The organism is Pseudomonas sp. A (assembly GCF_056270345.1).
In genome coordinates, this window is sequence record NZ_CM149873.1 from 405,998 (window position 1) to 432,392 (window position 26,395).

A 26,395-nucleotide genomic window follows, 5' to 3' on the forward strand; every position below is an offset into this window, starting at 1 on the left:
TGAACCCGCTCCCACAGGGCCCGGCGTTACCAGCCGCAAGCCTTAGACGTTCTGCCGCTCGCCCTTCGGATCGAAGAACACCGAAGACACGATCTCGGCCTCGATCACGCTGCCGTCGGCCTGGGGCGAATACACCCGCTCGCCCAGGCGCTTGAGACCGCCCTTGACCACGCCCATGGCGAACGAATAGCCCAGGGAGTTGGCCGCGTAGCTGGAGGTGACGTGGCCGACCATGTCCATCGGGATCGGCTGCTTGGGATCGAACACCAGCTGGGCGCCTTCCGGCAGCCACACGTTCGGGTCCACAGGCTTGAGGCCCACCAGCTGCTTGCGGTTCTCGCGCACGGTGTCCTCGCGGTTCATGCCGCGCAGGCCGATCCACGAGTACGGTTTGTTGCGACCGACGCACCAGCTCATGTTGAGGTCGTCCGGGGTCATCGAGCCGTCAGTGTCCTGGCCGACGATGATGAAGCCCTTCTCGGCGCGCAGTACGTGCATGGTCTCGGTGCCGTACGGGGTCAGGTTGTACTTTTTACCGGCCTCGACGATCTGTTCCAGCACGCCCATGGCGTAGTTGGCCTGGACGTTGATCTCGTACGACAGCTCGCCGGTGAACGAGATGCGGAACACCCGCGCCGGCACGCCGCCGACCAGGCCTTCCTTCCAGCTCATGAACGGGAAGCCTTCCTTGTCCAGGTCGATGTCGCTGACCTCGGCCAGCAGCTTGCGGCTGTTGGGGCCGGACAGGGTCATGGTCGCCCAGTGGTCGGTGACCGAGGTGAAGTACACCTTCATGTCCGGCCATTCGGTCTGGTGGTACAGCTCCAGCCACTGCAGCACGCGGGCGGCGCCACCGGTGGTGGTGGTCATGATGAAGTGGTTGTCGCCAACGCAGGCGGTCACGCCGTCGTCGAAGACCATGCCGTCTTCCTTGCACATCAGGCCGTAGCGGGCCTTGCCCACGTCGAGCTTGGTCCAGGCGTTGGTGTAGATGCGGTTGAGGAACTCGCGGGCGTCCGGGCCCTGGATATCGATCTTGCCCAGGGTCGAGGCATCCAGCAGGCCGACGCTGTCACGCACGGCCTTGCATTCGCGGGCCACGGCGGTGTGGATATCTTCGCCGGGCTTGGGGAAGTACCACGGGCGCTTCCACTGGCCGACGTCCTCGAACTCGGCGCCGTTCTTGATGTGCCAGGCATGCAGGGCGGTGAAGCGCACCGGCTCGAACAGGTGGCCACAGTGCCGGCCCGCCACCGCGCCAAAGGTCACCGGCGTGTAGTTGGGGCGGAACATGGTGGTGCCCATTTCCGGGATGCCTATCCCGAGCGAGCGGGCGGCGATGGCCAGGCCATTGATGTTGCCCAGCTTGCCCTGGTCGGTGCCGAAGCCCAGGGCGGTGTAGCGCTTGACGTGCTCGACCGACTCGAAGCCTTCGCGGGTGGCCAACTCGATAGCGGCGGCGGTGACGTCGTTCTGCTGGTCGACAAACTGCTTCGGCGCACGGGCGGTGCCTTTGTCGTGGGGCACCTGGAACAGGGCCACGGTGGCCTCTTCCTTGCGCGCCAGGGTTTTCGGCAGGGTGCCGACGATGGCCTTGAAGCCGGCCTCGGTGGCGGCGCGCACGCCGCCCTCGAAGCCGTCGGCGATCACATCGCCCAAGGCGTAGACACCGTTCACACCACCGACGCACACGCGCTTCTGCGGGGCATCGCCCGGCACGAAGCCGAGGATGTCTTCACGCCACACCGGGCGACCGCCCAGGTGCGAGGCCAGGTGCACCACCGGGCTGTAACCGCCGGAGGTGGCGATCAGATCACAGTCGAGAGTTTCCCCAGGGCTGGTGACCTTGTGCGCCTGCACATCGATAGCGGCCACGCGGGCACCGGTGACGTGCTTGCTGCCCTTGGCCTCGATCACGGCGCTGGAGGTAAGGATGCGGATGCCCTTGGCGCGGGCTTCTTCGACCAGCGAACCGCGTGGATTGTGGCGGGCGTCAGCGATGGCGACCACTTGCAGGCCGGCGTCGTGCCAGTCCAGCGCGGCGCGGTAGGCGTGGTCGTTGTTGGTCGACAGCACCAGCTTGCGGCCCGGGGCCACGCCATAGCGGCGCACGTAGGTCGATACGGCGCCTGCGAGCATGTTGCCCGGCAGGTCGTTGTTGCCGTACACCAGCGGACGCTCGTGGGCGCCAGCGGCCAGCACCACGCGGTTGGCACGCACACGGTGCACGCGCTGGCGCACCTGGCCGATCGGCGCACGGTCGCCGAGGTGGTCGGTGAGGCGCTCGTGGATGGTAAGGAAGTTGTGGTCGTGGTAGCCGTTGACCGTGCTGCGCGGCAGCAGGGTGACTTCCGGCAGGCTTTCCAGCTCGGCCACCACGGCATGGACCCAATCGGCGGCCGGTTTGCCATCGAGGGTTTCGCGACTGTCGAGCAAGGTGCCGCCGAACTCTTCCTGCTCGTCGGCCAGGATCACCCGGGCACCGCTACGGGCAGCAGCCAGCGCGGCGGCCAGACCGGCAGGGCCGGCGCCGACGATCAGCACGTCGCAGTGCTGGTTCATGTAGTCGTAGCTGTCCGGGTCGTTCTGCAGCGGCGCACGGCCCAGGCCCGCCGCCTTGCGGATGTACTTCTCGTAGGTCATCCAGAACGACTTGGGGTACATGAAGGTCTTGTAGTAGAACCCAGGCGGCATCATGTTGCCGCCGACCTTGCCGATGATGCCCATCATGTCGTTGTTGACGTTCGGCCAGCCGTTGGTGCTGGTGGCCACCAGGCCAGCATACAAGGCCTGCTGGGTGGCGCGCACGTTGGGGATCTGGGTGGCTTCGCTGGAGCCGATCTGCAAGATGGCGTTCGGCTCTTCGGTGCCGGCGGCGATGATCCCGCGCGGGCGCGAGTACTTGAAGCTGCGCCCGACGATGTCGACACCGTTGGCCAGCAGCGCGGCGGCCAGGGTGTCGCCGGCATAGCCCTGGTAGGTCTTGCCGTTGAAGCTGAAGTTCAGCACCTTGCTGCGGTCGATACGGCCGCCGCTGGCGAGGCGATAGGTCTGGCTCATACTTTTTCCCCTTGGCCCTTGGCGGTCGCTGGCGCGGTGCTCTGTTTCGAGGCGGCGGTGACCTGAGGCTTCTCGCCGATCTTGTAGGTTTCCAGGATCTCGTAGGTCACGGTGTCGCGGGTGACGTTGAAGTACTGGCGACAGCCCGCGACGTGGTCCCACAGTTCGTGGTGGATGCCACGCGGGTTGTCACGGAAGAACATGTAGGTGCCCCACTCCTCGTCGGAGCAGGCGTTCGGGTCCAGCGGGCGGGCGATGTGCGCCTGGCCCGACGCGTGGAATTCTTCCTCGGAGCGCAGCTCACCGCAGTGGGGACAGAAGATTTGCAACATGACGGTTGTCTCCGGGTCAGTGGGCGACGGCAGCGGCGCCGTGTTCGTCGATCAGCGCGCCGTTGTAGAAACGGTCGATGGAGAAAGGCGCGGCCAGCGGGTGCATCTCGCCTTTGGCCAGGCTCGCGGCGAAGACGTTGCCCGAGCCCGGGGTGGCCTTGAAGCCGCCGGTGCCCCAGCCGCAGTTGAAGAACATGTTCTTCACCGGGGTCTTGGAGATGATCGGGCAGGCGTCGGGGGTGGTATCGACGATGCCGCCCCACTGGCGGTTCATGCGCACGCGGGAGAGGATCGGGAACATCTCGACGATCGCCTGCAGGGTGTGCTCGATGACCGGGTACGAACCGCGCTGGCCGTAGCCGACCCAGCCGTCGATGCCGGCACCGATCACCAGGTCGCCCTTGTCGGACTGGCTGATGTAGCCGTGCACGGCGTTGGACATGATCACGCTGTCGATGATCGGCTTGATCGGCTCCGATACCAGTGCCTGCAACGGGTGCGATTCGAGCGGCAGGCGGAAGCCCGCCAGCTTGGCCATGTGCCCGGAGTTACCCGCGGTGACCACGCCGACGCGCTTGGCGCCGATGAAACCCTTGTTGGTTTCAACGCCGATCACGGCGCCATTCTCTTTACGGAAGCCGATCACCTCGGTCTGCTGGATCAGGTCCACGCCCAGGGCGTCGGCGGCACGGGCGAAGCCCCAGGCCACGGCATCGTGGCGGGCCACGCCGCCACGGCGCTGCACGGTGGCGCCGAGGATCGGGTAGCGGGTGTTCTTCGAGCAGTCGAGGTACGGGATCTCGGCCGCGACCTGCTCGGTGCGGATCAGCTCGCCATCCACGCCATTGAGGCGGTTGGCGTTGACCCGGCGCTCGGAATCGCGGATGTCCTGCAGGGTGTGGCACAGGTTGTAGACGCCGCGCTGGGAGAACATCACATTGTAGTTGATGTCCTGGGACAGCCCTTCCCACAGCTTCATGGCGTGTTCGTACAGGTGCGCCGACTCGTCCCACAGGTAGTTGGAACGCACGATGGTGGTGTTGCGGGCGGTGTTGCCGCCGCCCAGGTAGCCCTTCTCGACCACCGCCACATTGGTGATGCCGTGCTCTTTCGCCAGGTAGTAGGCGGTCGCCAGGCCATGGCCGCCACCGCCGACGATGACCACGTCGTAGACCTTTTTAGGGGTCGGCGTGCGCCACATGCGCTGCCAGTTCTCGTGGTGGCTGAGGGAGTGCTTGAAGAGGCCGAAGCCCGAATAACGTTGCATGGTGTTCTGCTCCACTCAGCGGTAGACCGGGAAGTCGGCGCACAGGGCGGCGACGTTCTTGGCCACATCGGCCTCGACATCGGCGTCGCCCAGGTTGTCCAGCACATCGCAGATCCAGCCGGCCAGCGCCACGCACTGGGCAACCTTGAAGCCACGGGTGGTGACGGCCGGGGTGCCGATACGCAGGCCCGAGGTGACGAACGGCGACTGCGGGTCGTTGGGCACGGCGTTCTTGTTGACGGTGATATGGGCGCGGCCGAGGGCGGCGTCGGCGTCCTTGCCGGTCAGGCCCTGGCGGATCAGGCTGACCAGGAACAGGTGGTTGTCGGTGCCGCCGGAGACCACGTCGTAGCCACGGTCGATGAACACCTGGGCCATGGCCTGGGCGTTTTCGATGACCTGTTTCTGGTAGCTCTTGAACTCAGGCTCCAGCGCTTCCTTGAAGCACACCGCCTTGGCGGCGATCACGTGCATCAGCGGGCCGCCCTGGGCGCCGGGGAACACGGCGGCGTTGAGCTTCTTCTCGATCTCTTCGTTGCTCTTGGCCAGGATCAGGCCGCCACGCGGACCACGCAGGGTCTTGTGGGTGGTGGTGGTGACCACGTCGGCGAAGGGGATCGGGTTGGGGTACAGGCCGGCGGCGACCAGGCCGGCAACGTGGGCCATGTCGACGAACAGCAGCGCGCCGACTTTATCGGCGATCTGACGGAAGCGTGGGAAATCCAGGGTCTTGGAGTAGGCCGAGAAGCCGGCGACGATCATCTTCGGTTTGTGCTCGACTGCCAGGCGCTCGACTTCGTCGTAGTCGATCAGGCCGGTATTGGTGTCGATACCGTACTGCACGGCGTTGTACAGCTTGCCCGAGGACGACACCTTGGCACCGTGGGTCAGGTGGCCGCCGTGGGCCAGGCTCATGCCCAGGATGGTGTCGCCGGCCTGCAGCAGGGCGAGATACACGGCGCCGTTGGCCGAGGAGCCGGAGTGCGGCTGGACGTTGGCGTAGTCGGCGCCGAACAGCTGCTTGGCGCGCTCGATGGCCAGCGCCTCGACCTTGTCCACATGCTCGCAGCCGCCGTAGTAGCGCTTGCCCGGGTAGCCCTCGGCGTACTTGTTGGTCAGGCCGCTGCCCTGGGCCTGCATCACGCGCTTGCTGGTGTAGTTCTCCGAGGCGATCAGCTCGATGTGATCTTCCTGGCGCTGTTCCTCGGCATTCATCGCCGCCAGCAGTGCGTCGTCATAACCCTGGATCTGGTCTTGCTTGCTGAACATCGTGTATCTCCCGGCAGCGATCGTTTCTTGTCTGGTGAGGGTTTTCCCACCCTTTGCAGCGATGGTATGACCGGGCACGGTGGTACAGATGCCTGCGCGCGCCTTGCAATGGCGCGTTTACGACATTGGCTGCAGTGTTTGTCTGTGCCGGCCTCTTCGCGGGTAAACCCGCTCCCACAGGGTGTGGCGCAATCCCTGTGGGAGCGGGTTTACCCGCGAAGAGGCCGGCACAGGTGACGCAAGCCTGGGCCTGTATAGGCAACCGCCAAATCGATGGTTTAGAGTGCGATCCTGCGTCGTACAAAAGGACAGGCGTCATGACCGACAACAACCAACAATTCGCCAGCGACAACTACTCCGGCATCTGCCCCGAAGCCTGGGCCGCCATGGAAAAGGCCAACCACGGCCACCAACGCGCCTACGGCGACGACCAGTGGACCGAACGCGCCTCGGAATACTTCCGCAAGCTGTTCGAGACCGACTGCGAGGTGTTCTTCGCCTTCAACGGCACCGCCGCCAACTCCCTGGCCCTGGCCTCGCTGTGCCAGAGCTACCACAGCGTGATCTGCTCCGAGACCGCCCACGTCGAGACCGACGAATGCGGCGCGCCGGAGTTCTTCTCCAACGGCTCCAAGCTGCTGACCGCCGCCAGCGTAAACGGCAAGCTGACGCCCCAGTCGATCCGCGAAGTGGCGCTCAAGCGTCAGGACATCCACTACCCCAAACCTCGCGTGGTGACCATCACCCAGGCCACCGAAGTGGGTACCGTGTATCGCCCCGACGAGCTCAAGGCGATCAGCGCCACCTGCAAGGAGCTGGGCCTGAACCTGCACATGGACGGCGCGCGCTTTACCAACGCCTGCGCGTTCCTCGGCTGCTCGCCGGCCGAGCTGACCTGGAAGGCCGGGGTTGATGTGCTGTGCTTTGGCGGCACCAAGAACGGCATGGCGGTCGGCGAGGCAATCCTGTTCTTCAACCGCGACCTGGCCGAGGACTTCGACTACCGCTGCAAGCAGGCCGGGCAACTGGCGTCGAAGATGCGTTTCTTGTCGGCGCCGTGGGTCGGGCTGCTGGAAGATGGCGCGTGGATGCGCCATGGCAAGCACGCCAACCACTGCGCGCAGTTGCTGGCGTCGCTGGTGAGCGATCTGCCGGAAGTCGAGCTGATGTTCCCGGTGGAGGCCAACGGGGTGTTCCTGCAGATGCCGGAGCATGCGCTGGAGGTGCTGCGCAACAAAGGCTGGCGATTCTATACCTTCATTGGTAGCGGTGGGGCGCGGTTCATGTGTTCGTGGGATACCCAGGAAGCCCGGGTGCGGGAGCTGGCGGCGGATATCCGCGCCATTTTCGGCGCCTGACAGATCGCATTCGCGGGTAAACCCGCTCCCACAGGTACGGCACCGTCTTCAAGGGCAGTGATCAACCTGTGGGAGCGGGTTACCCGCGAAGAATCCAACATCGATCTAAAGCCTGAACCCACCCATCTGCCGCGCCAGATCATCAGCCAGCCCACGCAACGCCTGGCACTCCTCGCGACACCCCTGCACTTCGCTGGCCGTCTGCCGCGCCAGGTCGGAAATCCCCTGCACCGTCCGGTTGATCTCCTCGGTCACCGCCGACTGCTCCTCGGTCGCCGTGGCCACCTGCTCGTTCATGCCGCTGATGCGCTCGACCTGATCGGTGATAGCCCCCAGCGAAGCCCCCGTGCGCTGGCTCGACTCGACCCCGTTGCCGGTCGCCTGCTGCCCCGCCTGCATCGACGCCACGGCGGTGCCCGCACCCTGCTTGAGTCGGTGGATCATCTGCTGCACCTCGTCGGTGGATACCTGGGTGCGCCGCGCCAGGGTCCGCACCTCATCGGCCACTACGGCAAAACCCCGGCCCATCTCGCCGGCCCGCGCCGCTTCGATGGCGGCATTGAGCGCCAGCAGGTTAGTCTGCTCGGAAATACTGCGGATCACCGCCAGCACTTCGTCGATCGAGGCGACCTCGTCCGCCAGCTGCGTCACCGCCTCGGCGGCGCGGCCGATCTCCCCGGACATGCCTTCGATGTTGTGGATGGAGCGACGCACCACCTCCCGCGCCTGCAACGCCTCGTCGCGCGCCGACTGCGAGGCATGGGCGGCGAAGCCGGCATTCTGGGCGATGTCCTGCACGGTCAGGCCCATCTCGTGCACGGCGGTGGCGACCATCTCGGTCATCTCCTGCTGCCGCCCGGAGCGTTCGGCGGTGTTGTCCACCACCTGGGTCACCTGCTCCACCGACAGGTGCAGGCGCTCGGTGGTGCGCAGCACTTCACCGATCAGGCCGCGCTGGCTGTCGAGGAAGCGGTTGAAGCCACGGGCCAGGTCGCCCAGTTCATCCTGGCGCGAGTCGTCCAGGCGATGGCTGAGATCACCCGCGTCACCGCCGATCTGCACCAGTGCCGCCGTGACCTGACGAATAGGCCGCACCAACCCGCGTGCCAGCAGCACCACCAGCAACAGCGACAGCAGCGCCACACCGCCGCCGATCAAGCAGGTCTGCCAGATGGCCTGGCGGGCCTGGGCGTAGATCTCGGCTTCCGGCACCTCGGCCACCAGGGTCCAGTTCAGGTCGCGCAGGGGCAGGCCCAGGGCCAGGTAATCCTCGCCATCACGCTGGAAACGGCTGCTGCGCAGGCCTTCACCGCCCACCAGCACGGCCTTCGCCGCCTCGACGTCCAACTGCTCGGCGAGCTGGCGCTTGCCACTGAACTGCTGGTCGGGATGGACCTGGATCAAGCCGTCATTGCGCACCAGGAACACTTTGCCGTGCTCGCCGAAACTGAAGTCGTGGATCAGCTTCGACAGCTCGGTCATGCGCAGGCCCATGCCGGCCACGCCGACCAGCTGGCCGTCCTTCTCGACCCGGTAGTCGATAAACAGCGCCAGCTCGCCGGTGGAGCCGTCGATATCGATGTTGATCAGGCGCTCGGCGCCACTGTCGATGTAGCCGTAGAACCACTTGTCCTTGGGATTGGCGCGGCTGAGGGTGCGGTCCAGGCCCTTCTCGTTGTAGTAGTGGCCAGTGACGGTCGAGGCGAACAGGGTGGTGAAGGCGTGGTTGCGCTGCTTGGCCGCGTCCAGGTATTCGATGAAACGCGGCAGCTCGGCCGGGGATTCACCGGCGGCCAGCCAGTCGCGCAGCAGGGTATTGCCGGCGATGTCCGCCGCCGCCACCAGCGGCTGGCCGAGCATGCGCTCGATATCGTTGCGGATGGCCTCGACGCTGGCCGGCAACGCCGTGTCGACCAGATAGCGCTCGGTGAGGCGATTGAGCGCCATTGTGTAGATCACCACCACCACCAGGATGCTCGCCAGCAGGGCGGCGCCCATGCTTGCGATCAGTTGCCACTGGATGCTCCGCCGCCAGATACGCATGCCCCATTCCCCGATAATTATTGTTTTTCGGGAAGTGTATACACTTAAGTATCCAGCTATTCCAGTGATCCGAGGCAGCACAAAACAACTGTGGGAGCGGGTTTACCCGCGAAGACGATGGTGGCCTCACCGACGTCTTCGCGGGTAAACCCGCTCCCACAGGGGATGCTTGAGCGCTTTACTGGTCGCCGATGGTCCGGCTGATGGCATCGACCGTGGCGTCGATCTGCGCCTGGGTGCGTTCGAGGGTGCGGTCGTGCTCGTGCTGCAGTTCGATCTGCTTGGAGCACAAGTTCAGGGCAGCCAGCACCAGCAGCTTGTCGCCGATCAGGGTCGGGTAGTTGCGCTTGGTTTCGGCCAGCGCGACGTTGAGCATGCGCACGGCCTGGGAGAGGGTTTCTTCCTGGCCTTCGGGTGCCTTGAGCGAATAGTCGTTGCCCAGGATCGACACGACATTGACCGGCTGCGCTTGCAGTCTCATGCGTTCACGACACCTGCGCTGGCGCGCTCGACCAGGGCCTGGATGCGGGCGGCGGTGGCGCCGTGCTTCTCTTCCTGCTCCATCAGCGACAACTGCAGGCTGTCGTTCTCTTCCTTGGCCTGGGCCAGTTCCTGGCCGAGGCTGGCGTTCTGCTCGGCCAGTTGCGCGTTCTTGTGCATCAGGTCGCTGACCAGTTGCTCGAGTTGATTCAGGGAAGTTTCCAACATGCGTCTATCTCGGGTTGTTGCAAAGGGCGCACACGATAAGGAAAAACCGCCGCCCCCGCCATTAAATATCGGATTCAAAAGGTGTTTGCCTGGTTCAGGTTGACCCAGGATCGGCCCCCTTGTTCCGACCTGGATCAACCGCTGGTCAGGAAAATAGTTAGCTGCCTCACAATTTTTGCATTGCGGACTCAAGACTGGCCGGTCACGACCGATAGGCAGGCAGGTCTTCTTCCGTCGCATGGATCGCGGCACCTCTTCTGCCTTGGGAACTGCCTCCATGTCCTTACGCAATATGAATATCGCGCCGCGCGCGCTGCTCGGGTTCGCCGTGATCGGCCTGCTGATGCTGGGCCTCGGCGTGTTCTCGCTGATTCAAATGGGCAACATCCGCCAGGCCGGGGTGACCATCGAGGAAATCAGCGTGCCCAGCATCAAGACCCTCGACGAGCTGACCGCGCTCAACCTGCGCCTGCGCACCCTGTCCTACCGCCTGCTGCTCAACCGCGAACCGGCCACCCAGCAGGACACCCTGCGCCTGCTGGACGAGCGCAACGCGCAGATCGACAAGGCCCGCCGCGCCTACGAGCCGCTGGTAACCGCCGCCGACGAGAAAGCCGCCTTTGACCAGTACGGCCTGCTGCTCAACCAGTACCGCCAGCTCGAGGCACGCATGCGCACGCTGAGCCAGGCCGGCGACCTCGACGCCCTGCGCGACCTGCTCAACCGCGACCTGCTGGACAACTCCGAGCAGATCAACAAGATCATGGACACTCTGGTGCGCATCAACACCGACCAGACCAGCGCCACCAACGCCCAGGCCGCCGAGCAGTACAGCGGTGCCTTCGGCCTGGTGATCAGCCTGCTGGTGGCCGCCACGGTGCTGACCCTGCTGTTCGCCTTCCTGCTCACCCGCAGCATCGTCAAGCCCATCGATGAGGCGCTGAAGTCCGCCGAGCAGATCGCCGAGGGCGACCTCACCCACCACATCGATGCCGAGGGCACCGACGAGGCCGCGCGCCTGCTCAAGGCCATGGCCAAGATGCAGGACAAGCTGCGCGACACCCTGCAGCTGATCGCCGGTTCCGCCACCCAGCTGGCCTCCGCCGCTGAAGAGCTGAACAGCGTCACCGACGAAAGCGCCCGGGGCCTGCAGCAGCAGAACAACGAGATCGAGCAGGCCGCCACCGCTGTCACCGAGATGACCAGCGCGGTCGAGGAAGTGGCGCGCAACGCGGTGAGCACCTCCGAGGCCTCCAGCGAAGCCAGCCGTTCGGCCGGCGATGGCCGTGACCTGGTGATGGAGACCGTGGGCGCCATCGAGCGCATGAGCGGCGACGTGCAGTCCACCGCCAAGCTGATTACCCACCTGGCCGAGCAGTCCCGCGATATCGGCAAGGTACTCGACGTGATCCGCGGCCTGGCCGACCAGACCAACCTGCTGGCGCTCAACGCCGCCATCGAGGCCGCCCGTGCTGGCGAGGCCGGTCGTGGCTTCGCCGTGGTCGCCGACGAGGTGCGCGCCCTGGCCCACCGCACCCAGCAGTCCACCAGCGAGATCGAGCGGATGATCGGCAGCATCCAGGGCGGCACCGAGCAGGCCGTGGACTCGATGCGCACCAGCACCGAGCGCGCCGAGTCGACCCTGAACATCGCCCGTGGCGCGGGCCTGGCGCTGGACACCATCGCCGGCGCGGTGGCGCAGATCAACGAGCGCAACCTGGTGATTGCCAGTGCCGCCGAAGAGCAGGCCCAGGTCGCCCGCGAGGTGGACCGCAACCTGGTGAATATCAACGACCTGTCGGTGCAAAGTGCTACCGGAGCGCATCAGACCAGCGCGGCGAGTGCGGAGCTATCGCGTCTGGCAGTGGATCTGAACGGGTTGGTGGCGCGGTTCCGCACCTGATCCTCAAACGCATCGCGGGGCAAGCCCGCTCCCACGCCAGGTTCAGGTTTGGCGTGGGAGCGGGCTTGCCCCGCGATGCTTTGCAGTGCCGGATCAATACTCGATCCGCACATCCCCTTTCGGCACGCTGCAGCACGACAGGATGTAGCCCTCGGCCTCATCCTCCTCGGTAATCCCGCCGTTGTGCTCCATCTCCACCTCGCCGCCGAGCTTGAGCACCTTGCAGGTGCCGCAGATACCCATGCCGCAGGCCTTGGGAATCATCAGCCCGACCTTGGCCGCCGCCGCATGCACGGTCTCGCCCGGGGCCACGCGGATGCTCTTGTCGCTGCCGACGAACTCCACCAGGTTGAGGTCGGCCACATCCACTTCCGGCGCATCGGCCGCGGCTTCGGCATGCTCCACCGCGTCGGCCTTGGCCTCAGGCGGCGTCGCGCCGAACGATTCCTCGTGGTAGTTCTTCATGTCGAAGCCGACTGCCTCGAGCATGCGCTTGACCGCGCTCATGTACGGCGTCGGGCCGCAGCAGAAAATCACGCGCTCCAGGTAGTCCGGGGCGATCAGCTCCATCAGCCGCTGGTTCAGGTAGCCACGGTAACCGGCCCAGGGTTCGCCCAAGCCGTGCTTCTCGCAGATGATGTGCAGGCTGAAGTTGGGGATGCGCGAAGCCATCTGCTCCAGCTCGCGGTGGTAGATGATGTCCTTCGGCGAGCGGGCGCTGTGCACAAAGACCATGTCGACGTTGGCGTTGGTGTCGTAGAACCAGCGCGCCATGGACATCACCGGGGTGATGCCGACGCCGCCCGAGAGGTACAGCACCTTGCCTGCCGGGAAGTCGATGGCGTTGAACAGCCCCACCGGCCCGTGCACCGGCAACTCGGCGCCCTCGTGCATGGTGTCGTGGAGGAAGTTCGACACCAGCCCGCCCGGCACGCGCTTGACGGTGATGGAGAAGCTGTAGGGCACCGACGGCGAACTGGAGATGGTGTACGAACGCATCACAGGCTTGCCTTCGATCTCCAGCTCCAGCGTGACGAACTGCCCGGGCTTGAAGAAGAACATGATCGGCTGGTCGGCCATGAAGCAGAAGGTGCGCACGTCCCAGGTTTCCTGGATGACCTTGACGCAACGCACGATGTGGCGGCCATTGGCCCAGGTCTGGGTGGTAACCGGATTGAGGAAGGTATCGGACATGTTCATCTCCAGCAGCCGACTGTCGGCCATTCTTATGGCTCCGATAATGCGCAAGCGCACCGCGCCGTACATTCCCATCCGCGACATCGGCGTGCTTATCGCGACCAGCCCCGCGCTACAAGGGTTGGCGCGTCGGAATTCGATGCGGCCATGTCGCCCGTGGATATGGTCCTTTCCCGGCCCGGACGCACACTCCTCGGCAAAACAACAGGCTGTTTATCGCGAACAACAGCCTTGCGGCACTACAACAACGATTAGCCACTTCAGCCGGCCGCACGCGGCCCCGAGGACCACACGATGGACGTCACCGCAACCCTGAGCCTGGGCGATCCACTGGAACCTGCACGCAAGGCCACCGCCGAGATGCTGCAGACCCGCGAGCGCACCTACTCGCTGCCGCAACCGTTCTACTGCGACGAGCGCCTGTTCCAGATCGACATGCAGGAGATCTTCCACAAGGAATGGCTGATCGCCGGCATGGTTTGCGAGATCCCGACCAAGGGCAACTACATCACCCTGCAGATCGGCAAGAATCCGATCATCGTGATACGCGGTGCCGAAGGTAAGGTGCACGCCTTCCACAACGTCTGCCGCCACCGCGGTTCGCGCCTGTGCGTCAGCGACAAAGGCAAGGTGGCCAAGCTGGTCTGCCACTACCACCAGTGGACCTACGAACTCGATGGTCGCCTGCTGTTCGCCGGCACCGAGATGGGCGCCGACTTCGACATGAACCAGTACGGCCTAAAGCCCGTGAACGTGAAGGTGGCCGGCGGCTACATCTTCATCAGCCTGGCCGAGAACCCGCCGGCCATCGACGAGTTCCTCGCCACCCTCGACCACTACATGGAACCCTACGACATGGAGAACACCAAGGTGGCGGTGCAGACCACCTTGATGGAGAAGGCCAACTGGAAACTGGTGTTGGAGAACAACCGCGAATGCTACCACTGCAGCGGCTCGCACCCCGAATTACTGAAGACCCTGCTGGAGTGGGACGACACCAACGACCCTCGCGCCAGCCAGGAATTCAAGGATCACGTCGCCGCCTCGGCCGCCGCCTGGGAAGCCGAGAAGATTCCGTACCTGCACAAGAGCCATGGCCTGCGTAACCGCATCGTGCGCATGCCGCTGCTCAAGGGCACCGTGTCGATGACCATGGACGGCAAGCAGGCCTGCCAGAAGCTGATGGGCCGTATCAAGAACCCGGACCTGGGCTCGATGCGCATCCTGCACCTGCCGCATTCGTGGAACCACTGCATGGGCGACCACATGATCGTGTTCACCGTGTGGCCGATCAGCGCCCAGGAGACCATGGTCACCACCAAATGGCTGGTGCACAAGGATGCGGTGGAGGGCGTCGATTACAACCCCGAGGACATGCGCAAGGTGTGGGACGCCACCAACGACCAGGATCGGCGGTTGGCGGAGGAGAACCAGCGCGGCATCAACTCCACGGCGTATCAGCCGGGGCCTTACTCGAAGACCTATGAGTTTGGGGTGGTGAACTTCATCGACTGGTATAGCCAGCGGTTGTTGAACAATCTGGGGGCGGAGCCGGCGGCTTATCTGAGGGAAGTGCAGGCTCAATGAGGTAGTAGAAGGGTACAGTCGACTACTTGTCTCAAAGGGCCGCATTGCGGCCCTTTGAGTGGAGCGGGTTTACACCTGGGCACTCATATCAATCGCTCAGGTCGCGTATTTCATGCTTTTTGCTTTGGGGGCTTCTAGGCGGGGAAGCACTATCCTGGCCTCCTCCAGACACATGGCCTAGATCAGGTTGCGTGACAACCCCGACCCTTCTTCGCCGAAGACCAGACCCAGTGTTGACTCGCGGTCGAACACCATCTTCGAGGTCAATAGTTTGAGTCCCTTGTTCTCCGGTGGAGGGTGAAATGTTAGTCAAAGCTGTACCTCCAGACTCTACATCCACCGATGGTCCATTGACTCCACGGAAGTAAGCCCTCACGTTTGCTTTTACATTTTTTGCTGGCTCAGCACCGGGTGCAAGAGAACTCACTATTGCCTTCCCAGCGGTGGCTGTGGCGCCAGTAGCAGTTGACGCCACAACCATCAAGTCTGCGCCAGGTACTCCAAGCGCATTCCCCACCTGCGCCCCGAATGCCACGAGCGGAGCAGTAATCGCCGCCCTATTCAGCGCGGCACCCAACCCGTCTTGCGGGGGCGGGCTCATGAGCGCCGAGCCAAGTGAAACTGCATTGGTGGCGATAAAGAAGCCGGCTTTGGTCACAGTGTAAGGATCAACGACAATATGACCTGTCGGATCACGCCGGTCGACCGGATTGCCCCTACAGTAGCAATAGGCATTGAGCCCCCCTCCGCCAAAGGGGCTCCACGAATCCGCACTGAGAAAGCGCATGAGCCTGGTGCTGTAGACGCGATAACTGCCCAGCACATAGCCATCCAGGGCTTGCTCGAAAGGCTGGCCGGTGAAGCCCAATGCCGTGGGGAACGAGGATGGCGCTCGTTGTCCATAAGGTGTGTAGGCTGCGGCTATCCTGTCGGTGGAACGCTGAACCAGGAGAGGACTCTGCAGTCTATCGCTTGCCAATAGAGCCATTTGATGCACCATGTCCTGTGGTGGTTGTGCGCAATGTATCAATGGGGCGTGGAGAGTGGCCCTGATACTATCTTAGGTTACCTGATTGCTCGCATCTGCCAGGAAGGTAAGTACGGAAGCACAGGTATTTAGGCCATAATGTCTAGGAGGAGGCATTCGCACTCCCTTACCATTATCTTCAGTAAACCGTCTTCGCTCATGCAGCCTAAAATCAATCAAGATACCCATTCGGAAATCACTGCCTAAGCCGGCCCATCTCAGATGAAGGCCAAGTGCCTAATCGACGACGCTCATCAGGCATTAAATAACTTGAGTCATCGTACTTATCTCCTGTTACGATTGGGATCATACCACTATCTTGCAGAGGCTCTTCGAACCTCTCAACCTCAATCCTGTCAATCAAACCAGTAAGCTTTTTTATACCGCCTTCAACCCTGGATTTTTTGCGCTCAACCTTCACACTAACCATCAACAATTGCGGAAGCTGCTGTAAAAGCTCAAGATGCTCAGCTGTATATGGCTTTTTATCCTTCCTAGCCAGATCAAGATAATATTCTGCATCCCCAGCCCTACCCTCCAAATTACGCTGACTGTAGATTAATGAATCCCGGAAGGACTCGGCATAAGAAAGAACTTTTCGCAGCGCCCCAACAAAAATACCTGATAAGTCCCCAGACATGCTCAGGTCAAACATAGACACCGCCCTGCTTTTTTGATTCCCAGAATGATCCTGCCAGTTAACAGGATCCCCCTCACAGTATGCATAGGCGTTGATCCCCCCTCGTCCGAACGGACTTACTCGATCCGGGGACTTGAAGCGCATAAGCCATGGGCTATACACTCGATAACCATTGCCCAGCAAATACCCTTCCAAGCAACCATCAAAGTATTGCCCTGTAAAGCCAATTACCATCGCCCCACCCTGTGGCCGGCTAAAGCCATAAGGCGTATAAGGTATACATTGCAAGGCTCCCTGGGTGAGGGCTATCACTTTACTCAACTGATGGTCGCCCCCCAAGATAATCGACGCCCGCATGCTATACCTCCAGACTCAGAACAACAGGCCGCCTACGTATTTAGCAGACTAACAAGTCGCTACCCCCTGATTGAAGCCTGTACCTCTTGAGGGGCGCCAGCATTTAATTGCCCGCCACCTCCTACCTCAGGAAACTGGAAGTAATTAACTTCCTCTCCATCTTGTTGTGCAAGTAATAGCCTATTAAGCTCCACAGCCTCTTGAACCGTATTCGCCCTGTGCTCTGCGTTATTTGGATCCCGTTTATTCACCTCACTGGTTATTACCGTATTTGGGGATCCAGGTGGCGTATTAAAGCGAGCCGCTACACGATCCTTCACCCGGCGATAAATATTCCTCCCAAATCGATAGAGTTCATCACCGAAAGCCAGTGCCGGGGCTAACACTGTCGTCACGTCCGCCACGACACTTCCTTCATCGCCATTATTACGCTGATGAACTCCAGCGGAAAAACCCCACCCTGCAATAGCTCCCGTTACACCCCACCGAGCACCTGTACCAAAACTAACTTTTCCTGTCTCTATATATTGATTAGCAATTGCCAGCCCCACCTGGCCTAAGGCTAATCCATTTGCAGCCATTGTGATCTGGTGCGTAGCCCAGCCGTCATATTGGCCAGTAGGATCTACCCTATTGATAGGGTCACCGTGACAGTAGGCATAGCAATTCACTCCACCAAGCCCAAACGGACTCAACACATCAGCAGAAAAAAAACGCATCAAAGACGGACTAAAAACACGATGGCCATTACCCAGCAGGTAACAGCCCAACTCGACCTCTCGCAGTTGGCCAGTGAACCCCGTTATCGATGCCCCTTTCGGCGCGGGGCGCAAGCCGTAGGGTGTGTAGGCGACCGGTGTCCGACCTGAGGAAGTCATCGTTGTATGTGGGCTTTGCAGCCTGTCTGCGGCGAGCAAACATTTCCTGGCCATGTGCTTGTGCTCTATGGGCTGATTGGCACCAAGCTAGCATTGCCGTTGCGCTGAGATAACTGACAAAAATGCCAGGTCTCCATGACCGGAAGTGCCTGATCGCGGGCTTTTATCCACAGCCACTCAAGTAGACCGGACGACGTAGTTTGAATGACTGGGATTTCTGAGTTGGTCAAAAAACAGCCAACAGCTTACAAGCCTTTGAAAGCGTGGGGTTCAGACAGAACCGAACACGTTTTCCACAGATGGACCAACAGAGAATGTTGATAAGGCTGATCCGGAATCTTGCAGGCCTGTGGATAGCGTCATGAAGCGCTTTTATTCCGAGACTTTAGCCACAATGACGAAGGACTGATCAAAAAACAGCCATCACCCTCCAACCCAATGGATTCAGTGCCTGTAGAAAAATCCAAACATGTTGTCCACAGGGCCACCAACAGTGATTGTGAGCAACTTCGCTGGTAACTGGCACTACGGTTGGGTTGTGCCTTTCACCGAACTGAGCATTTTTTGATCTATCCTCTGTAGGCCTTTAATTTCAATGCCTCTGGCAATGCACGAACATTTTATACACAGCCTGGCAAACAGATTCAGTGGGCAAGTGACGGCGCGGGTTCGAATCGATGTCAGCCGTGCTGGATTCCGAGGATAGTTATGCACAGGGATCAGCGCGGCTATGGTGGAGCGCAAACAGTGGCCCCCTGTGGGAGCGGGTTTACCCGCGAAACGAGCACTGCGGTGCCTGGCACCAGCTTCGCTGGTATTCGCGGGTAAACCCGCTCCCACAGGGGATGTGATCTGGCCTAATGATTTTGGACACCTTCATCGGGCGTTATGAGCTTGTGGATAGTGGGTGCCGCAAGTCAGCGCAGGACACCCTCCTCCACCAGCAACTTCAGGATCGCCTCGGCGCCCTCCTGTGGCGACACATCCTTGAGCACTTTGCCGCCCCCGCCACTGGCCTTGGCCGTGGCGGCTTTCATGCGGTCCGCACCACTCTTGGCCTTGATCACCTTGAGCCGCTTGGGCCTTGGCCTGGCCGGTTGCAGGGCATCCTCGGCCAGCAGCGGATCCTCGATCAGCGCCACGTTACGCGCCGCCAACACCCCACGTCGCGCCGGGCCGAAGGCCGATTGCCGAGGCTTGGGCGCGGCGTTATCCACAGTTGCCAGCAACGGCAGGCGCACCTTCAGGCGGCGCCGTTGGCCCCTTGGCAAGGCTTGCAGCACCTGGGCGGTGCCATTGTCGATGGATTCGACCTCGGCCAGCCCCACCACCAGCGGCCAGCCCAGCTTCTCGGCCAGCAGGAATGGCAGCATCCCCGAGCCTTCGCCGGTTTCAGCCTGGCTGCCGGTCAGCACCAGCTGGGCCCCCGCGTCACGCAGATAGTCGCCGAGCACGCCCAGCACATCGGCGCCGGCAGGCTGTTCCAGCACATCCAGATGCTCCAGCCCCATGCCCAGGTAGGCACGCAGCGCCTCTTCGCGAGGATCGCCGGCATGCACCACCTGCAAGTTATCCCCAGCCAGTTGCAGGCCCAGCTCCACGGCGCGGGCATCCTGCTCGGCGCGGCGCGCGCGGCCGGAGCTGGGGTGGGCGCCGATCGAGACCAGGCTGATGACTTTCGTACTCATGCTCGCTGCCCCTATGCCGCGTCGCGCTGGCCGCCGCTGCGGAAGTTGTCCACAGCCTCGATCAGCGCCTTGAGAATCGCCGAGCTGTCGCCGATCACCGACAGGTCGGCCCGTTTGATCATGTCGCAGCCCGGGTCCATGTTGATCGCCACCACCTTGTCGCAGGCGCCGATGCCTTGCAGGTGCTGGATGGCGCCGGATATACCCACGGCCACGTAGACCCGCGCCGTGACCCAGGTGCCGGTGGCGCCGACCTGGCGGTTGCGCGGCATGAAGCCGTCGTCCACCGCCACCCGCGACGCACCCTCGGTGGCGCCGAGGGCCGCGGTGGCCCGGTGATACAGGTCCCAGTCCTTGACGCCGTTGCCACCGGAGACGATGAACTCGGCCTCGGCCATGGCGATGGCGGCCGGGTCGACGGCCACCGAGCCCAGGTCTTCGATACGCGACAGGCTGCGTGCCACGCCTGTGGACAACTCCACCGGCAGCGCTTCGTGACGGGTCTCGCTGACCGGCTCGGCGCATTCGGCGGCAGCCAGGATCAACCGCGGCACACTGCGCTGGATATCCTGCTGGCCGGCACCGGCGCGACCGATGCATTGGCCATCCTTGACCTGCCACACCCGCGTCGCCGGGCGTTCGCCCAGCGCGGCGGCCAGGCGGCGTCCCAGTTCGCCGCCGCCGGTACGGCTGTCGGGCAACAGCCAGTGGTGCGGCGCGAATTGGTTATCCACAGCCCGCAGGCCCTGGACCAGTTGCTCCGGTGCATAACCTGCGGAGGCCTCGCCCTCGATGACCAGCAACCGATCAACGCCGGCTGTGGAAAAGTTGTTTTCCTTGTGCTCGCCGAACACGACGGCCAACACCGCGCCATCGCTACCGGCAAGGCTATGGGCAAGGCCCAGCAGGTCGCGGTCGTGGCTGCCCAGGCGGCCACCGACCATGTCCGGCACCACGGCAATGTAGAAGGCCGGTTGCACCACAGTGTGCAGCGGCAACTGCACTTCGGCGGCCGCACTGCGTCGCCCGCCGACACCGGTGCCCTGCTGGGCGCCGCTGCGGTCGATGCGCTTGAGGCCGCTGGGGCCGATGAAGCCGGCGGCGATCGCGTGCGGGTTCTTGCGGATAATGCCGTGGGGGCCCATCCAGCTCGTCTGTTGCGTCTGCATCGCCGCGTGCAGCGGGTGCAGGCGGTTACGGGCGATCCACTCGGCGCGTGGGTCGCGGCGGATGATGTCGCTCATCAGTGCACCTCCGCAGGTTCACGTTTGGCGGCCTGCGACTTCGGGGTTGCAGGGGTTTGGTCTTCGATCAGCACATCAGCCACCAACTCGGCCAGGTCCTTGATCTGCGGACGCGGTTCGACCACGCCTTCGAGCATCGCCGTGCACTGTGGACAACCCACCGCCACCAGCTCGGCCTCGGTTTCGCGGATATCGTCCATGCGCATGTCGGGAATACGCTGCTTGCCGGGAATATCAGTGATCGGCGCACCGCCACCACCGCCGCAGCAGCGGGAGCGGAAGCCCGAGCGCTGCATCTCGCGCACTTCGATACCCAGCGCCTTGAGCACTTCGCGCGGGGCTTCGTATTCGCCGTTGTAGCGGCCCAGGTAGCACGGGTCGTGGTAGGTGACACTGCCGCCCTTGTGCTGGCCGAGGTTGAGCTTGTTCGCGGCGATCAGCTCGGCGATGTAGGTGCTGTGGTGCTGCACCTGGTAGTCGCCGCCGAGGGCGCCGTACTCGTTCTTCAGCACATGGAAGCTGTGCGGATCGCAGGTGACGATGCGCTGGAACTGGTACCTGGCCAGGGTCTGTATGTTGCGCTTGGCCAGTTGCTGGAAGGTCGCCTCGTCGCCCAGGCGCCGGGCCACGTCACCGCTGTCGCGCTCCTCAAGGCCGAGCACGGCGAAGTCCACGCCCGAAGCCTTGAGCACTTTGACGAAGGCCCGCAGGGTGCGCTGGTTGCGCATGTCGAAGGCGCCGTCGCCGACCCAGAACAGCACCTCGGTGCGCTTCACCTCGGACATCAGCTTGAGGTTGAGGTCGGCCGCCCAGTTCATCCGCCCGCCCGGAGCGAAACCGCCAGGGTTGTCGGTGGCGATCAGATTGTCCAGCACCTCGGCGCCCTTGTTCGGCGTGGCGCCCTTTTCCAGGGTCAGGTGGCGGCGCATGTCGACGATGGCATCGACATGCTCGATCATCATCGGGCATTCCTCGACGCAGGCGCGGCAGGTGGTGCACGACCACAGCGTCTCGGCATCCACCAGGCCGTTGACGATCGGCTGGTGCGGATGGCCGCCATGCTCGCCGACCGCCTTGCCGGGGTAAGGGCTGCCAGCGAACTGCGCGTCGGTGCCACCGGCCAGGCCGATGACCATGTCCTGGATGAGTTTCTTCGGGTTCAGCGGCTGGCCGGCGGCGAACGCCGGGCACATGGCCTCGCACTTGCCGCACTGCACGCAGGCGTCGAAACCGAGCAGTTGGTTCCAGGTGAAATCGACCGGTTTCTCCACGCCCAGCGGTGCGTTGGGGTCTTCGAGGTCCAGCGGCTTGAGGCCGGTGGAGCGGCCACCGCCGAAGCGCTCGGCGCGGCGGTGCCAAGCCAGGTGCAGGGCACCAGCGAAGGCGTGCTTCATCGGGCCGCCCCAGGTCATGCCGAAGAACAGCTCGGACACGCCCCACAGCACGCCGACGCCCAGCAAGGCGACCAGCACCCAGCCACCGGTCCCTTCCGGCAGGATGCCGGCAACCGGCAGCGTGGCGATGAAGAAGCTCGCCGCGAACATCAGCAGGCTTTTCGGCAGGCGCATCCATGGGCCCTTGGACAGGCGCGAAGGCGGATTGAGCCGGCGTTTGAAGACGAAGAGCGCGCCCGTGAACATGATCAGCGTGGCCACCAGCAAGGCGTAGCCGAGGATCTTGCTGTGCAGGCCGAAGCCATGCACCAGGATCGCCAGCACGGCCGACAGCACGAAGCCGCCTGCGGTGGCGACGTGGGTCTTGGACATGTACTTGTCGCGCTCGACCACATGGTGCAGGTCCACCAGGTAGCGCCGCGGCATGGCCAGCAGGCCACCAATCAGGTCAACCTTGCTAGGCCGCCCGCGCCGCCACATGCGCACCCGGCGCAGGGCGCCGAGCACCGCCAGGCCGAGGGCGGTGAACAGCAGGATGGGTAAGAGGGTGTTCAACATGGGAGGCTCCCACAACAGCTGGATTCTTGCGCCACTCTGAAGATGGGATTGGCCCCCTGTGGGAGCGGGTTTACCCGCGAATGCGTCCGATCAGGCAACGGTGTAGTCAGTGCTGACGCATTCGCGGGTGAACCCGCTCCCACAGGGACCGCGCCCGGTGGCGACGATGTGTATCGATCAGAAGTCCTTGCACAAGCGCAAGGCGTCATAGATCGCCGCATGCACGTTGCGCTGGGCCACGCAGTCACCGATGCGATACAGCAGGTAACCCTCGCCCGGCTGGCTGAGGATCGGCTGCGGCTTGATGGCGAACAGCGCCTCCACGTCGATCTGGCCCTTGTTGCGCGAGCCGTCCTTGAGCGCGTAGTACAGCTGCTCGTCAGGCCGCACACCGTTCTCCACCACCACCTGATCGACCACGCGCTCTTCCTTGGCGCCGGTGTACTCGTTCTCGAGCACCGCCACCAGCTTGTCGCCCTCGCGATAGACCTTTTCCAGCATCATGTCGCCGGTCATGATCACTTCCTTGGGGTACATGCTGCGGTAGTAGGTCGGGAAGCTCGTGCCGCCCATGGCCACGCCCGGCTTGATGTCGTCGGTGACGATCTCGACCTGGCTGCCCTTGTCGGCGATGAAGTCGGCCACCGACATGCCGGTGAACTCGCAGATGGTGTCGTACACCAGCACGTTCTTGCCCGGCGCCACCTTGCCGTCGAGCACGTCCCAACTGCTCACCACCAGTCCTTCGGCGGCGCCCCAGTGCTCGTTCTGTTCGAGGAACGAATGCCCACCCACCGCCAGCACGATGATGTCCGGACGCAGGTCCTGGATGGTGTCCACATCCGCGGCGGTGCCCAGGCGCAGGTCGACCTTCAGGCGGGCGAACTCCAGCTGGTACCAACGGGTGATGCCGGCGATCTGGTCGCGCTGTGGGGCCTTGGCGGCGATGGTGATCTGCCCGCCGATCTGGTCCTTCTTCTCGAATACGGTGACGTCGTGGCCGCGCTCGGCGGCGACGCGGGCCGCCTCCATGCCGGCCGGGCCGGCGCCGACCACCACCACCTTGCGCTTCGGCCCGGTGGACTTCTCGATGATATGCGGCACGCCCATGTATTCACGGGAGGTCGCGGCGTTCTGGATGCACAGCACATCCAGGCCCTGGTACTGGCGGTCGATGCAGTAGTTGGCGCCGACGCACTGCTTGATCTGGTCGATCTGGCCCATCTTGATCTTGGCAATCAGATGCGGGTCGGCGATGTGCGCGCGGGTCATGCCGACCATGTCGACGTAGCCGCCTTCGAGAATACGCGTGGCCTGGTTCGGGTCCTTGATGTTCTGCGCGTGCAGCACCGGGACCTTGACCACTTCCTTGATGCCGGCCGCCAGGTGCAGGAACGGCTCCGGCGGGTAGCTCATGTTGGGGATGACGTTGGCCAGGGTGTTGTGGGTGTCGCAGCCCGAGCCGACCACGCCGATGAAATCGAGCATGCCGGTGGCGTCGTAGTAGGCGGCGATCTGCTTCATGTCTTCGTGGCTGAGGCCATCGGGATGGAACTCATCACCACAGATGCGCATGCCCACGCAGAAATCGTCACCGACTTCGGCACGTACGGCTTTCAGAACCTCCAGGCCGAACTTCATTCGGCCCTCGAAGGTGCCGCCCCATTCGTCGGTACGCTTGTTGACCCGTGGGCTCCAGAACTGGTCGATCATGTGCTGGTGCACGGCCGACAGCTCGACGCCGTCCAGGCCGCCCTCCTTGGCACGACGCGCCGCTTGCGCGTAGTTGCCGATCACCCGCCAGATCTCTTCCACCTCGATGGTCTTGCAGGTGGCGCGGTGCACCGGTTCGCGGATGCCCGACGGCGACATCAGGGTCGGCCAGTTGAAGCCGTCCCAGCGCGAGCGGCGGCCCATGTGGGTAATCTGGATCATGATCTTGGCGCCATGCTTGTGCATGGCGTCGGCGAGGTTCTGGAAGTGCGGGATGATGCGGTCGGTGGACAGGTTGACCGACGACCACCACTCCTGCGGGCTGTCGATGGCCACCACCGACGAGCCGCCGCAGATGGCCAGGCCGATGCCGCCCTTGGCCTTCTCTTCGTAGTACTTCACGTAGCGGTCGGTGGTCATGCCGCCGTCGGTGGCGTAGACCTCGGCGTGCGCGGTGCTCAGCACACGGTTGCGGATGGTCAGCTTGCCGATCTGGATCGGCTGGAACATTGCTTCGAAGGCCATGACGCTATCTCCGGCTTACAACGGCTTTGTAACGAACAGGCCATCTTCGTGGCCTTCTTCCGACCCACCGTAGACCTGCTCGGCCACGGTACGGATCGAGCTGCCGCGGGCAGCGAGAATCTGGTCCATGGCCCCGGCGAACCAGCCGGTGAACATGTAGTCGACCTTGCGGCCGCACTTGCCATAGACGTACACGAATGCGGAGTGCTTGAGCTTGACGCTGCAGGTGCCTTTTTCCAGGTCGATGTCCTGGATCTGGAACAGGCCCCAACCACGCTGGGACAGGCGCTTCATGTAGTGCTCGAACACCGCCACGCCTTCCAGGCCATGGCATTCGGCCTCTTTCTCGCACCAGTGCCAGGCGGACTTGTAGCCGGCCTTGTAGAGGATCTCGGCGTACTTGTCGGCGCCCAGCACCTCCTCGATGCCCATGTGGTTGTTGACGAAGAAATGCCGCGGCACGTAGAGCATCGGCAGGGCATCGCTGGTCCAGACACCGGTCTCGCTGTCGACTTCGATTGGCAATTGCGGGGCGATCTTGGCCATGGAAACTCAACTCCATAAAATTTTTTGTTTGGATGCCCCGGCGTTGCTGGCAGGGGCTTTCAGGCTTGGAGAGCGGCTTTATTCGCCCCACACATCCTTGAGGATGCTGACCCAGTTCTCGCCCATGATCTTGCGCACCACGCGTTCGGAGTGGCCGCGCTTTAGCAGGGTTTCGGTCAGGTTGGGGAACTCGCCGACGGTACGGATACCCAGCGGGTTGATGATCTTGCCGAAGTTGGTCAGGCGACGGGCGTAGCCCTTGTCGTGGGTCAGGTACTCAAAGAAGTCCTGGCCGTGGCCCTGGGTGAAGTCGGTGCCAATGCCGATGGCATCCTCGCCTACGATGTTCATGGTGTACTCGATGGCCTCGGCGTAGTCGTCGATGGTCGAGTCGATGCCCTTGGCGAGGAACGGCGCGAACATGGTCACGCCGACGAAGCCGCCGTGGTCGGCAATGAACTTAAGCTCCGCGTCGGACTTGTTGCGTGGGTGTTCTTTGAGGCCCGATGGCAGGCAGTGGGAATAGCAGACCGGCTTCTTCGACTCGAGGATGACTTCTTCGGAGGTCTTGGAGCCGACGTGGGACAGGTCGCACATGATGCCGACGCGGTTCATCTCGGCGACGATCTCGCGGCCGAAGCCCGACAGGCCACCATCACGCTCGTAGCAACCGGTGCCCACCAGGTTCTGGGTGTTGTAGCACATCTGCACGATGCCCACGCCCAGTTGCTTGAACACGTCGACATAGGCGATCTGGTCCTCGAACGCATGGGCGTTCTGGAAGCCGAAGAGGATGCCGGTCTTGCCCAGCTCCTTGGCCTTGCGGATGTCGGCGGTGGTGCGCACCGGCATCACCAAGTCGCTGTTGTCGCGGATCAGCTTCTGGCTGGACGCGATGTTGTCAACGGTGGCCTTGAAGCCCTCCCACACCGAGACCGTGCAGTTGGCTGCGGTCAGCCCGCCCTTGCGCATGTCCTCGAACAGCTCGCGGTTCCATTTGGCAATGATCAGGCCGTCGATGACTATGCTGTCGGCGTGAAGTTCGGCTGGGCTCATCAGGCTGTCCCCTTTTATTGAAGTCTGCATGCGCCGAAACTTGTG

At 63.2% G+C, this 26,395-nt stretch carries 20 protein-coding genes and 1 pseudogene; 3 read left to right on the top strand and 18 right to left on the bottom strand.

Annotated elements, in window-relative coordinates; all coding sequences use genetic code 11:
* Positions 1-42 precede the first annotated feature (42 nt).
* Genes AC0MAZ_RS01870 through AC0MAZ_RS01885 form a run of 4 tightly spaced genes read right to left on the bottom strand, consistent with a single transcriptional unit; the run spans position 43 to position 5,928 of the window.
* The gene (locus tag AC0MAZ_RS01870; RefSeq protein ID WP_475859980.1) at positions 43-3,060 is read right to left on the bottom strand and encodes a sarcosine oxidase subunit alpha; all 3,018 of its coding nucleotides are present in this window, start codon (positions 3,058-3,060) and stop codon (positions 43-45) included.
* Positions 3,057-3,392, bottom strand: a complete 336-nt coding sequence (locus AC0MAZ_RS01875; RefSeq protein ID WP_028688435.1) for a sarcosine oxidase subunit delta — start codon at positions 3,390-3,392, stop codon at positions 3,057-3,059. The genes AC0MAZ_RS01870 and AC0MAZ_RS01875 overlap by 4 nt, the downstream gene beginning before the upstream one ends.
* Positions 3,393-3,408: 16 nt before the next feature.
* Positions 3,409-4,659, bottom strand: a complete 1,251-nt coding sequence (locus AC0MAZ_RS01880; protein ID WP_110735299.1) for a sarcosine oxidase subunit beta family protein — start codon at positions 4,657-4,659, stop codon at positions 3,409-3,411.
* 15 nt (positions 4,660-4,674) lie between these two features.
* Entirely contained in the window at positions 4,675-5,928 is a 1,254-nt protein-coding gene (locus tag AC0MAZ_RS01885) for a serine hydroxymethyltransferase (RefSeq protein ID WP_475859984.1), read from the bottom strand.
* A 317-nt stretch (positions 5,929-6,245) separates the two neighbouring features.
* Here AC0MAZ_RS01885 and AC0MAZ_RS01890 point away from each other — a divergent pair, with 317 nt between their 5' ends.
* Positions 6,246-7,286 (top strand): threonine aldolase family protein, encoded by a 1,041-nt coding sequence (locus tag AC0MAZ_RS01890; RefSeq protein ID WP_254464413.1) that lies wholly within the window; start codon positions 6,246-6,248, stop codon positions 7,284-7,286.
* Positions 7,287-7,391: 105 nt separating this feature from the next.
* Here the strand turns inward: AC0MAZ_RS01890 and AC0MAZ_RS01895 are convergent, their stop codons facing one another.
* The 4 genes and pseudogenes from AC0MAZ_RS01895 to AC0MAZ_RS01910 form a co-directional block, all read right to left on the bottom strand.
* Positions 7,392-8,129, bottom strand: coding sequence for a methyl-accepting chemotaxis protein (locus tag AC0MAZ_RS01895; protein ID WP_475861378.1), 738 nt, complete (start codon positions 8,127-8,129; stop codon positions 7,392-7,394).
* Positions 8,130-8,303: 174 nt separating this feature from the next.
* Positions 8,304-9,329: pseudogene (locus AC0MAZ_RS01900) on the bottom strand (PDC sensor domain-containing protein); the annotation flags it as partial.
* A 178-nt stretch (positions 9,330-9,507) separates the two neighbouring features.
* Positions 9,508-9,810, bottom strand: a complete 303-nt coding sequence (locus tag AC0MAZ_RS01905; RefSeq protein WP_475859987.1) for a cell division protein ZapA — start codon at positions 9,808-9,810, stop codon at positions 9,508-9,510.
* Complete coding sequence (locus AC0MAZ_RS01910; protein ID WP_028688440.1) at positions 9,807-10,037, bottom strand: hypothetical protein; 231 nt, start codon at positions 10,035-10,037, stop codon at positions 9,807-9,809. The genes AC0MAZ_RS01905 and AC0MAZ_RS01910 overlap by 4 nt, the downstream gene beginning before the upstream one ends.
* 277 nt (positions 10,038-10,314) lie before the next feature.
* Between AC0MAZ_RS01910 and AC0MAZ_RS01915 the strand changes: the two genes are divergently transcribed.
* Complete coding sequence (locus AC0MAZ_RS01915) at positions 10,315-11,940, top strand: methyl-accepting chemotaxis protein (protein WP_203649748.1); 1,626 nt, start codon at positions 10,315-10,317, stop codon at positions 11,938-11,940.
* Between the two features lie 93 nt (positions 11,941-12,033).
* Here AC0MAZ_RS01915 and gbcB read toward each other — a convergent pair whose 3' ends face one another.
* Positions 12,034-13,134 (bottom strand): glycine-betaine demethylase subunit GbcB, encoded by a 1,101-nt coding sequence (gene gbcB, locus AC0MAZ_RS01920; RefSeq protein WP_050703446.1) that lies wholly within the window; start codon positions 13,132-13,134, stop codon positions 12,034-12,036.
* 297 nt (positions 13,135-13,431) lie between these two features.
* On the opposite strand from gbcB, the gene gbcA reads away from it, so the two are divergent.
* Positions 13,432-14,724, top strand: a complete 1,293-nt coding sequence (gene gbcA / locus AC0MAZ_RS01925) for a glycine-betaine demethylase subunit GbcA (protein WP_186712615.1) — start codon at positions 13,432-13,434, stop codon at positions 14,722-14,724.
* Between the two features lie 88 nt (positions 14,725-14,812).
* Here gbcA and AC0MAZ_RS01930 read toward each other — a convergent pair whose 3' ends face one another.
* The 9 genes from AC0MAZ_RS01930 to AC0MAZ_RS01970 form a co-directional block, all read right to left on the bottom strand.
* Positions 14,813-15,724 (bottom strand): RHS repeat-associated core domain-containing protein, encoded by a 912-nt coding sequence (locus AC0MAZ_RS01930; protein ID WP_475859989.1) that lies wholly within the window; start codon positions 15,722-15,724, stop codon positions 14,813-14,815.
* Between the two features lie 223 nt (positions 15,725-15,947).
* Complete coding sequence (locus AC0MAZ_RS01935; protein ID WP_475859991.1) at positions 15,948-16,748, bottom strand: RHS repeat-associated core domain-containing protein; 801 nt, start codon at positions 16,746-16,748, stop codon at positions 15,948-15,950.
* A 59-nt stretch (positions 16,749-16,807) separates the two neighbouring features.
* A complete protein-coding gene (locus tag AC0MAZ_RS01940; protein ID WP_475859992.1) occupies positions 16,808-17,680 on the bottom strand; it encodes an RHS repeat-associated core domain-containing protein in 873 nt (290 codons plus the stop codon).
* Between the two features lie 863 nt (positions 17,681-18,543).
* Complete coding sequence (gene etfB / locus AC0MAZ_RS01945) at positions 18,544-19,314, bottom strand: electron transfer flavoprotein subunit beta (RefSeq protein WP_203649739.1); 771 nt, start codon at positions 19,312-19,314, stop codon at positions 18,544-18,546.
* 11 nt (positions 19,315-19,325) lie between these two features.
* Positions 19,326-20,558: an electron transfer flavoprotein subunit alpha gene (gene etfA, locus AC0MAZ_RS01950; RefSeq protein ID WP_475859995.1), complete on the bottom strand. Its 1,233-nt coding sequence runs from the start codon at positions 20,556-20,558 to the stop codon at positions 19,326-19,328.
* Positions 20,558-22,510: a dimethylglycine demethylation protein DgcB gene (gene dgcB, locus AC0MAZ_RS01955; protein WP_475859997.1), complete on the bottom strand. Its 1,953-nt coding sequence runs from the start codon at positions 22,508-22,510 to the stop codon at positions 20,558-20,560. Before dgcB ends, etfA begins: the two co-directional genes overlap by 1 nt.
* Before the next feature lie 177 nt (positions 22,511-22,687).
* Complete coding sequence (dgcA, locus tag AC0MAZ_RS01960; RefSeq protein ID WP_475859999.1) at positions 22,688-24,748, bottom strand: dimethylglycine demethylation protein DgcA; 2,061 nt, start codon at positions 24,746-24,748, stop codon at positions 22,688-22,690.
* 15 nt (positions 24,749-24,763) lie between these two features.
* A complete protein-coding gene (locus tag AC0MAZ_RS01965; protein ID WP_254464419.1) occupies positions 24,764-25,294 on the bottom strand; it encodes a DUF5943 domain-containing protein in 531 nt (176 codons plus the stop codon).
* A 78-nt stretch (positions 25,295-25,372) separates the two neighbouring features.
* Positions 25,373-26,350 carry a dipeptidase gene (locus AC0MAZ_RS01970; RefSeq protein WP_050703428.1) on the bottom strand — a complete coding sequence of 326 codons (978 nt, stop codon included), beginning with the start codon at positions 26,348-26,350 and terminating at the stop codon, positions 25,373-25,375.
* Positions 26,351-26,395 lie beyond the last annotated feature (45 nt).

Coding starts and splice junctions, on each gene's coding strand:
- AC0MAZ_RS01870 (WP_475859980.1), bottom strand. CDS start 3,060: ATGAGCCAGACCTATCGCCTCGCCAGCGGCGGCCGTATCGACCGCAGC.
- AC0MAZ_RS01875 (WP_028688435.1), bottom strand. CDS start 3,392: ATGTTGCAAATCTTCTGTCCCCACTGCGGTGAGCTGCGCTCCGAGGAA.
- AC0MAZ_RS01880 (WP_110735299.1), bottom strand. CDS start 4,659: ATGCAACGTTATTCGGGCTTCGGCCTCTTCAAGCACTCCCTCAGCCAC.
- AC0MAZ_RS01885 (WP_475859984.1), bottom strand. CDS start 5,928: ATGTTCAGCAAGCAAGACCAGATCCAGGGTTATGACGACGCACTGCTG.
- AC0MAZ_RS01890 (WP_254464413.1), top strand. CDS start 6,246: ATGACCGACAACAACCAACAATTCGCCAGCGACAACTACTCCGGCATC.
- AC0MAZ_RS01895 (WP_475861378.1), bottom strand. CDS start 8,129: ATGACCGAGATGGTCGCCACCGCCGTGCACGAGATGGGCCTGACCGTG.
- AC0MAZ_RS01905 (WP_475859987.1), bottom strand. CDS start 9,810: ATGAGACTGCAAGCGCAGCCGGTCAATGTCGTGTCGATCCTGGGCAAC.
- AC0MAZ_RS01910 (WP_028688440.1), bottom strand. CDS start 10,037: ATGTTGGAAACTTCCCTGAATCAACTCGAGCAACTGGTCAGCGACCTG.
- AC0MAZ_RS01915 (WP_203649748.1), top strand. CDS start 10,315: ATGTCCTTACGCAATATGAATATCGCGCCGCGCGCGCTGCTCGGGTTC.
- gbcB (WP_050703446.1), bottom strand. CDS start 13,134: ATGTCCGATACCTTCCTCAATCCGGTTACCACCCAGACCTGGGCCAAT.
- gbcA (WP_186712615.1), top strand. CDS start 13,432: ATGGACGTCACCGCAACCCTGAGCCTGGGCGATCCACTGGAACCTGCA.
- AC0MAZ_RS01930 (WP_475859989.1), bottom strand. CDS start 15,724: ATGGTGCATCAAATGGCTCTATTGGCAAGCGATAGACTGCAGAGTCCT.
- AC0MAZ_RS01935 (WP_475859991.1), bottom strand. CDS start 16,748: ATGCGGGCGTCGATTATCTTGGGGGGCGACCATCAGTTGAGTAAAGTG.
- AC0MAZ_RS01940 (WP_475859992.1), bottom strand. CDS start 17,680: ATGGCCAGGAAATGTTTGCTCGCCGCAGACAGGCTGCAAAGCCCACAT.
- etfB (WP_203649739.1), bottom strand. CDS start 19,314: ATGAGTACGAAAGTCATCAGCCTGGTCTCGATCGGCGCCCACCCCAGC.
- etfA (WP_475859995.1), bottom strand. CDS start 20,558: ATGAGCGACATCATCCGCCGCGACCCACGCGCCGAGTGGATCGCCCGT.
- dgcB (WP_475859997.1), bottom strand. CDS start 22,510: ATGTTGAACACCCTCTTACCCATCCTGCTGTTCACCGCCCTCGGCCTG.
- dgcA (WP_475859999.1), bottom strand. CDS start 24,748: ATGGCCTTCGAAGCAATGTTCCAGCCGATCCAGATCGGCAAGCTGACC.
- AC0MAZ_RS01965 (WP_254464419.1), bottom strand. CDS start 25,294: ATGGCCAAGATCGCCCCGCAATTGCCAATCGAAGTCGACAGCGAGACC.
- AC0MAZ_RS01970 (WP_050703428.1), bottom strand. CDS start 26,350: ATGAGCCCAGCCGAACTTCACGCCGACAGCATAGTCATCGACGGCCTG.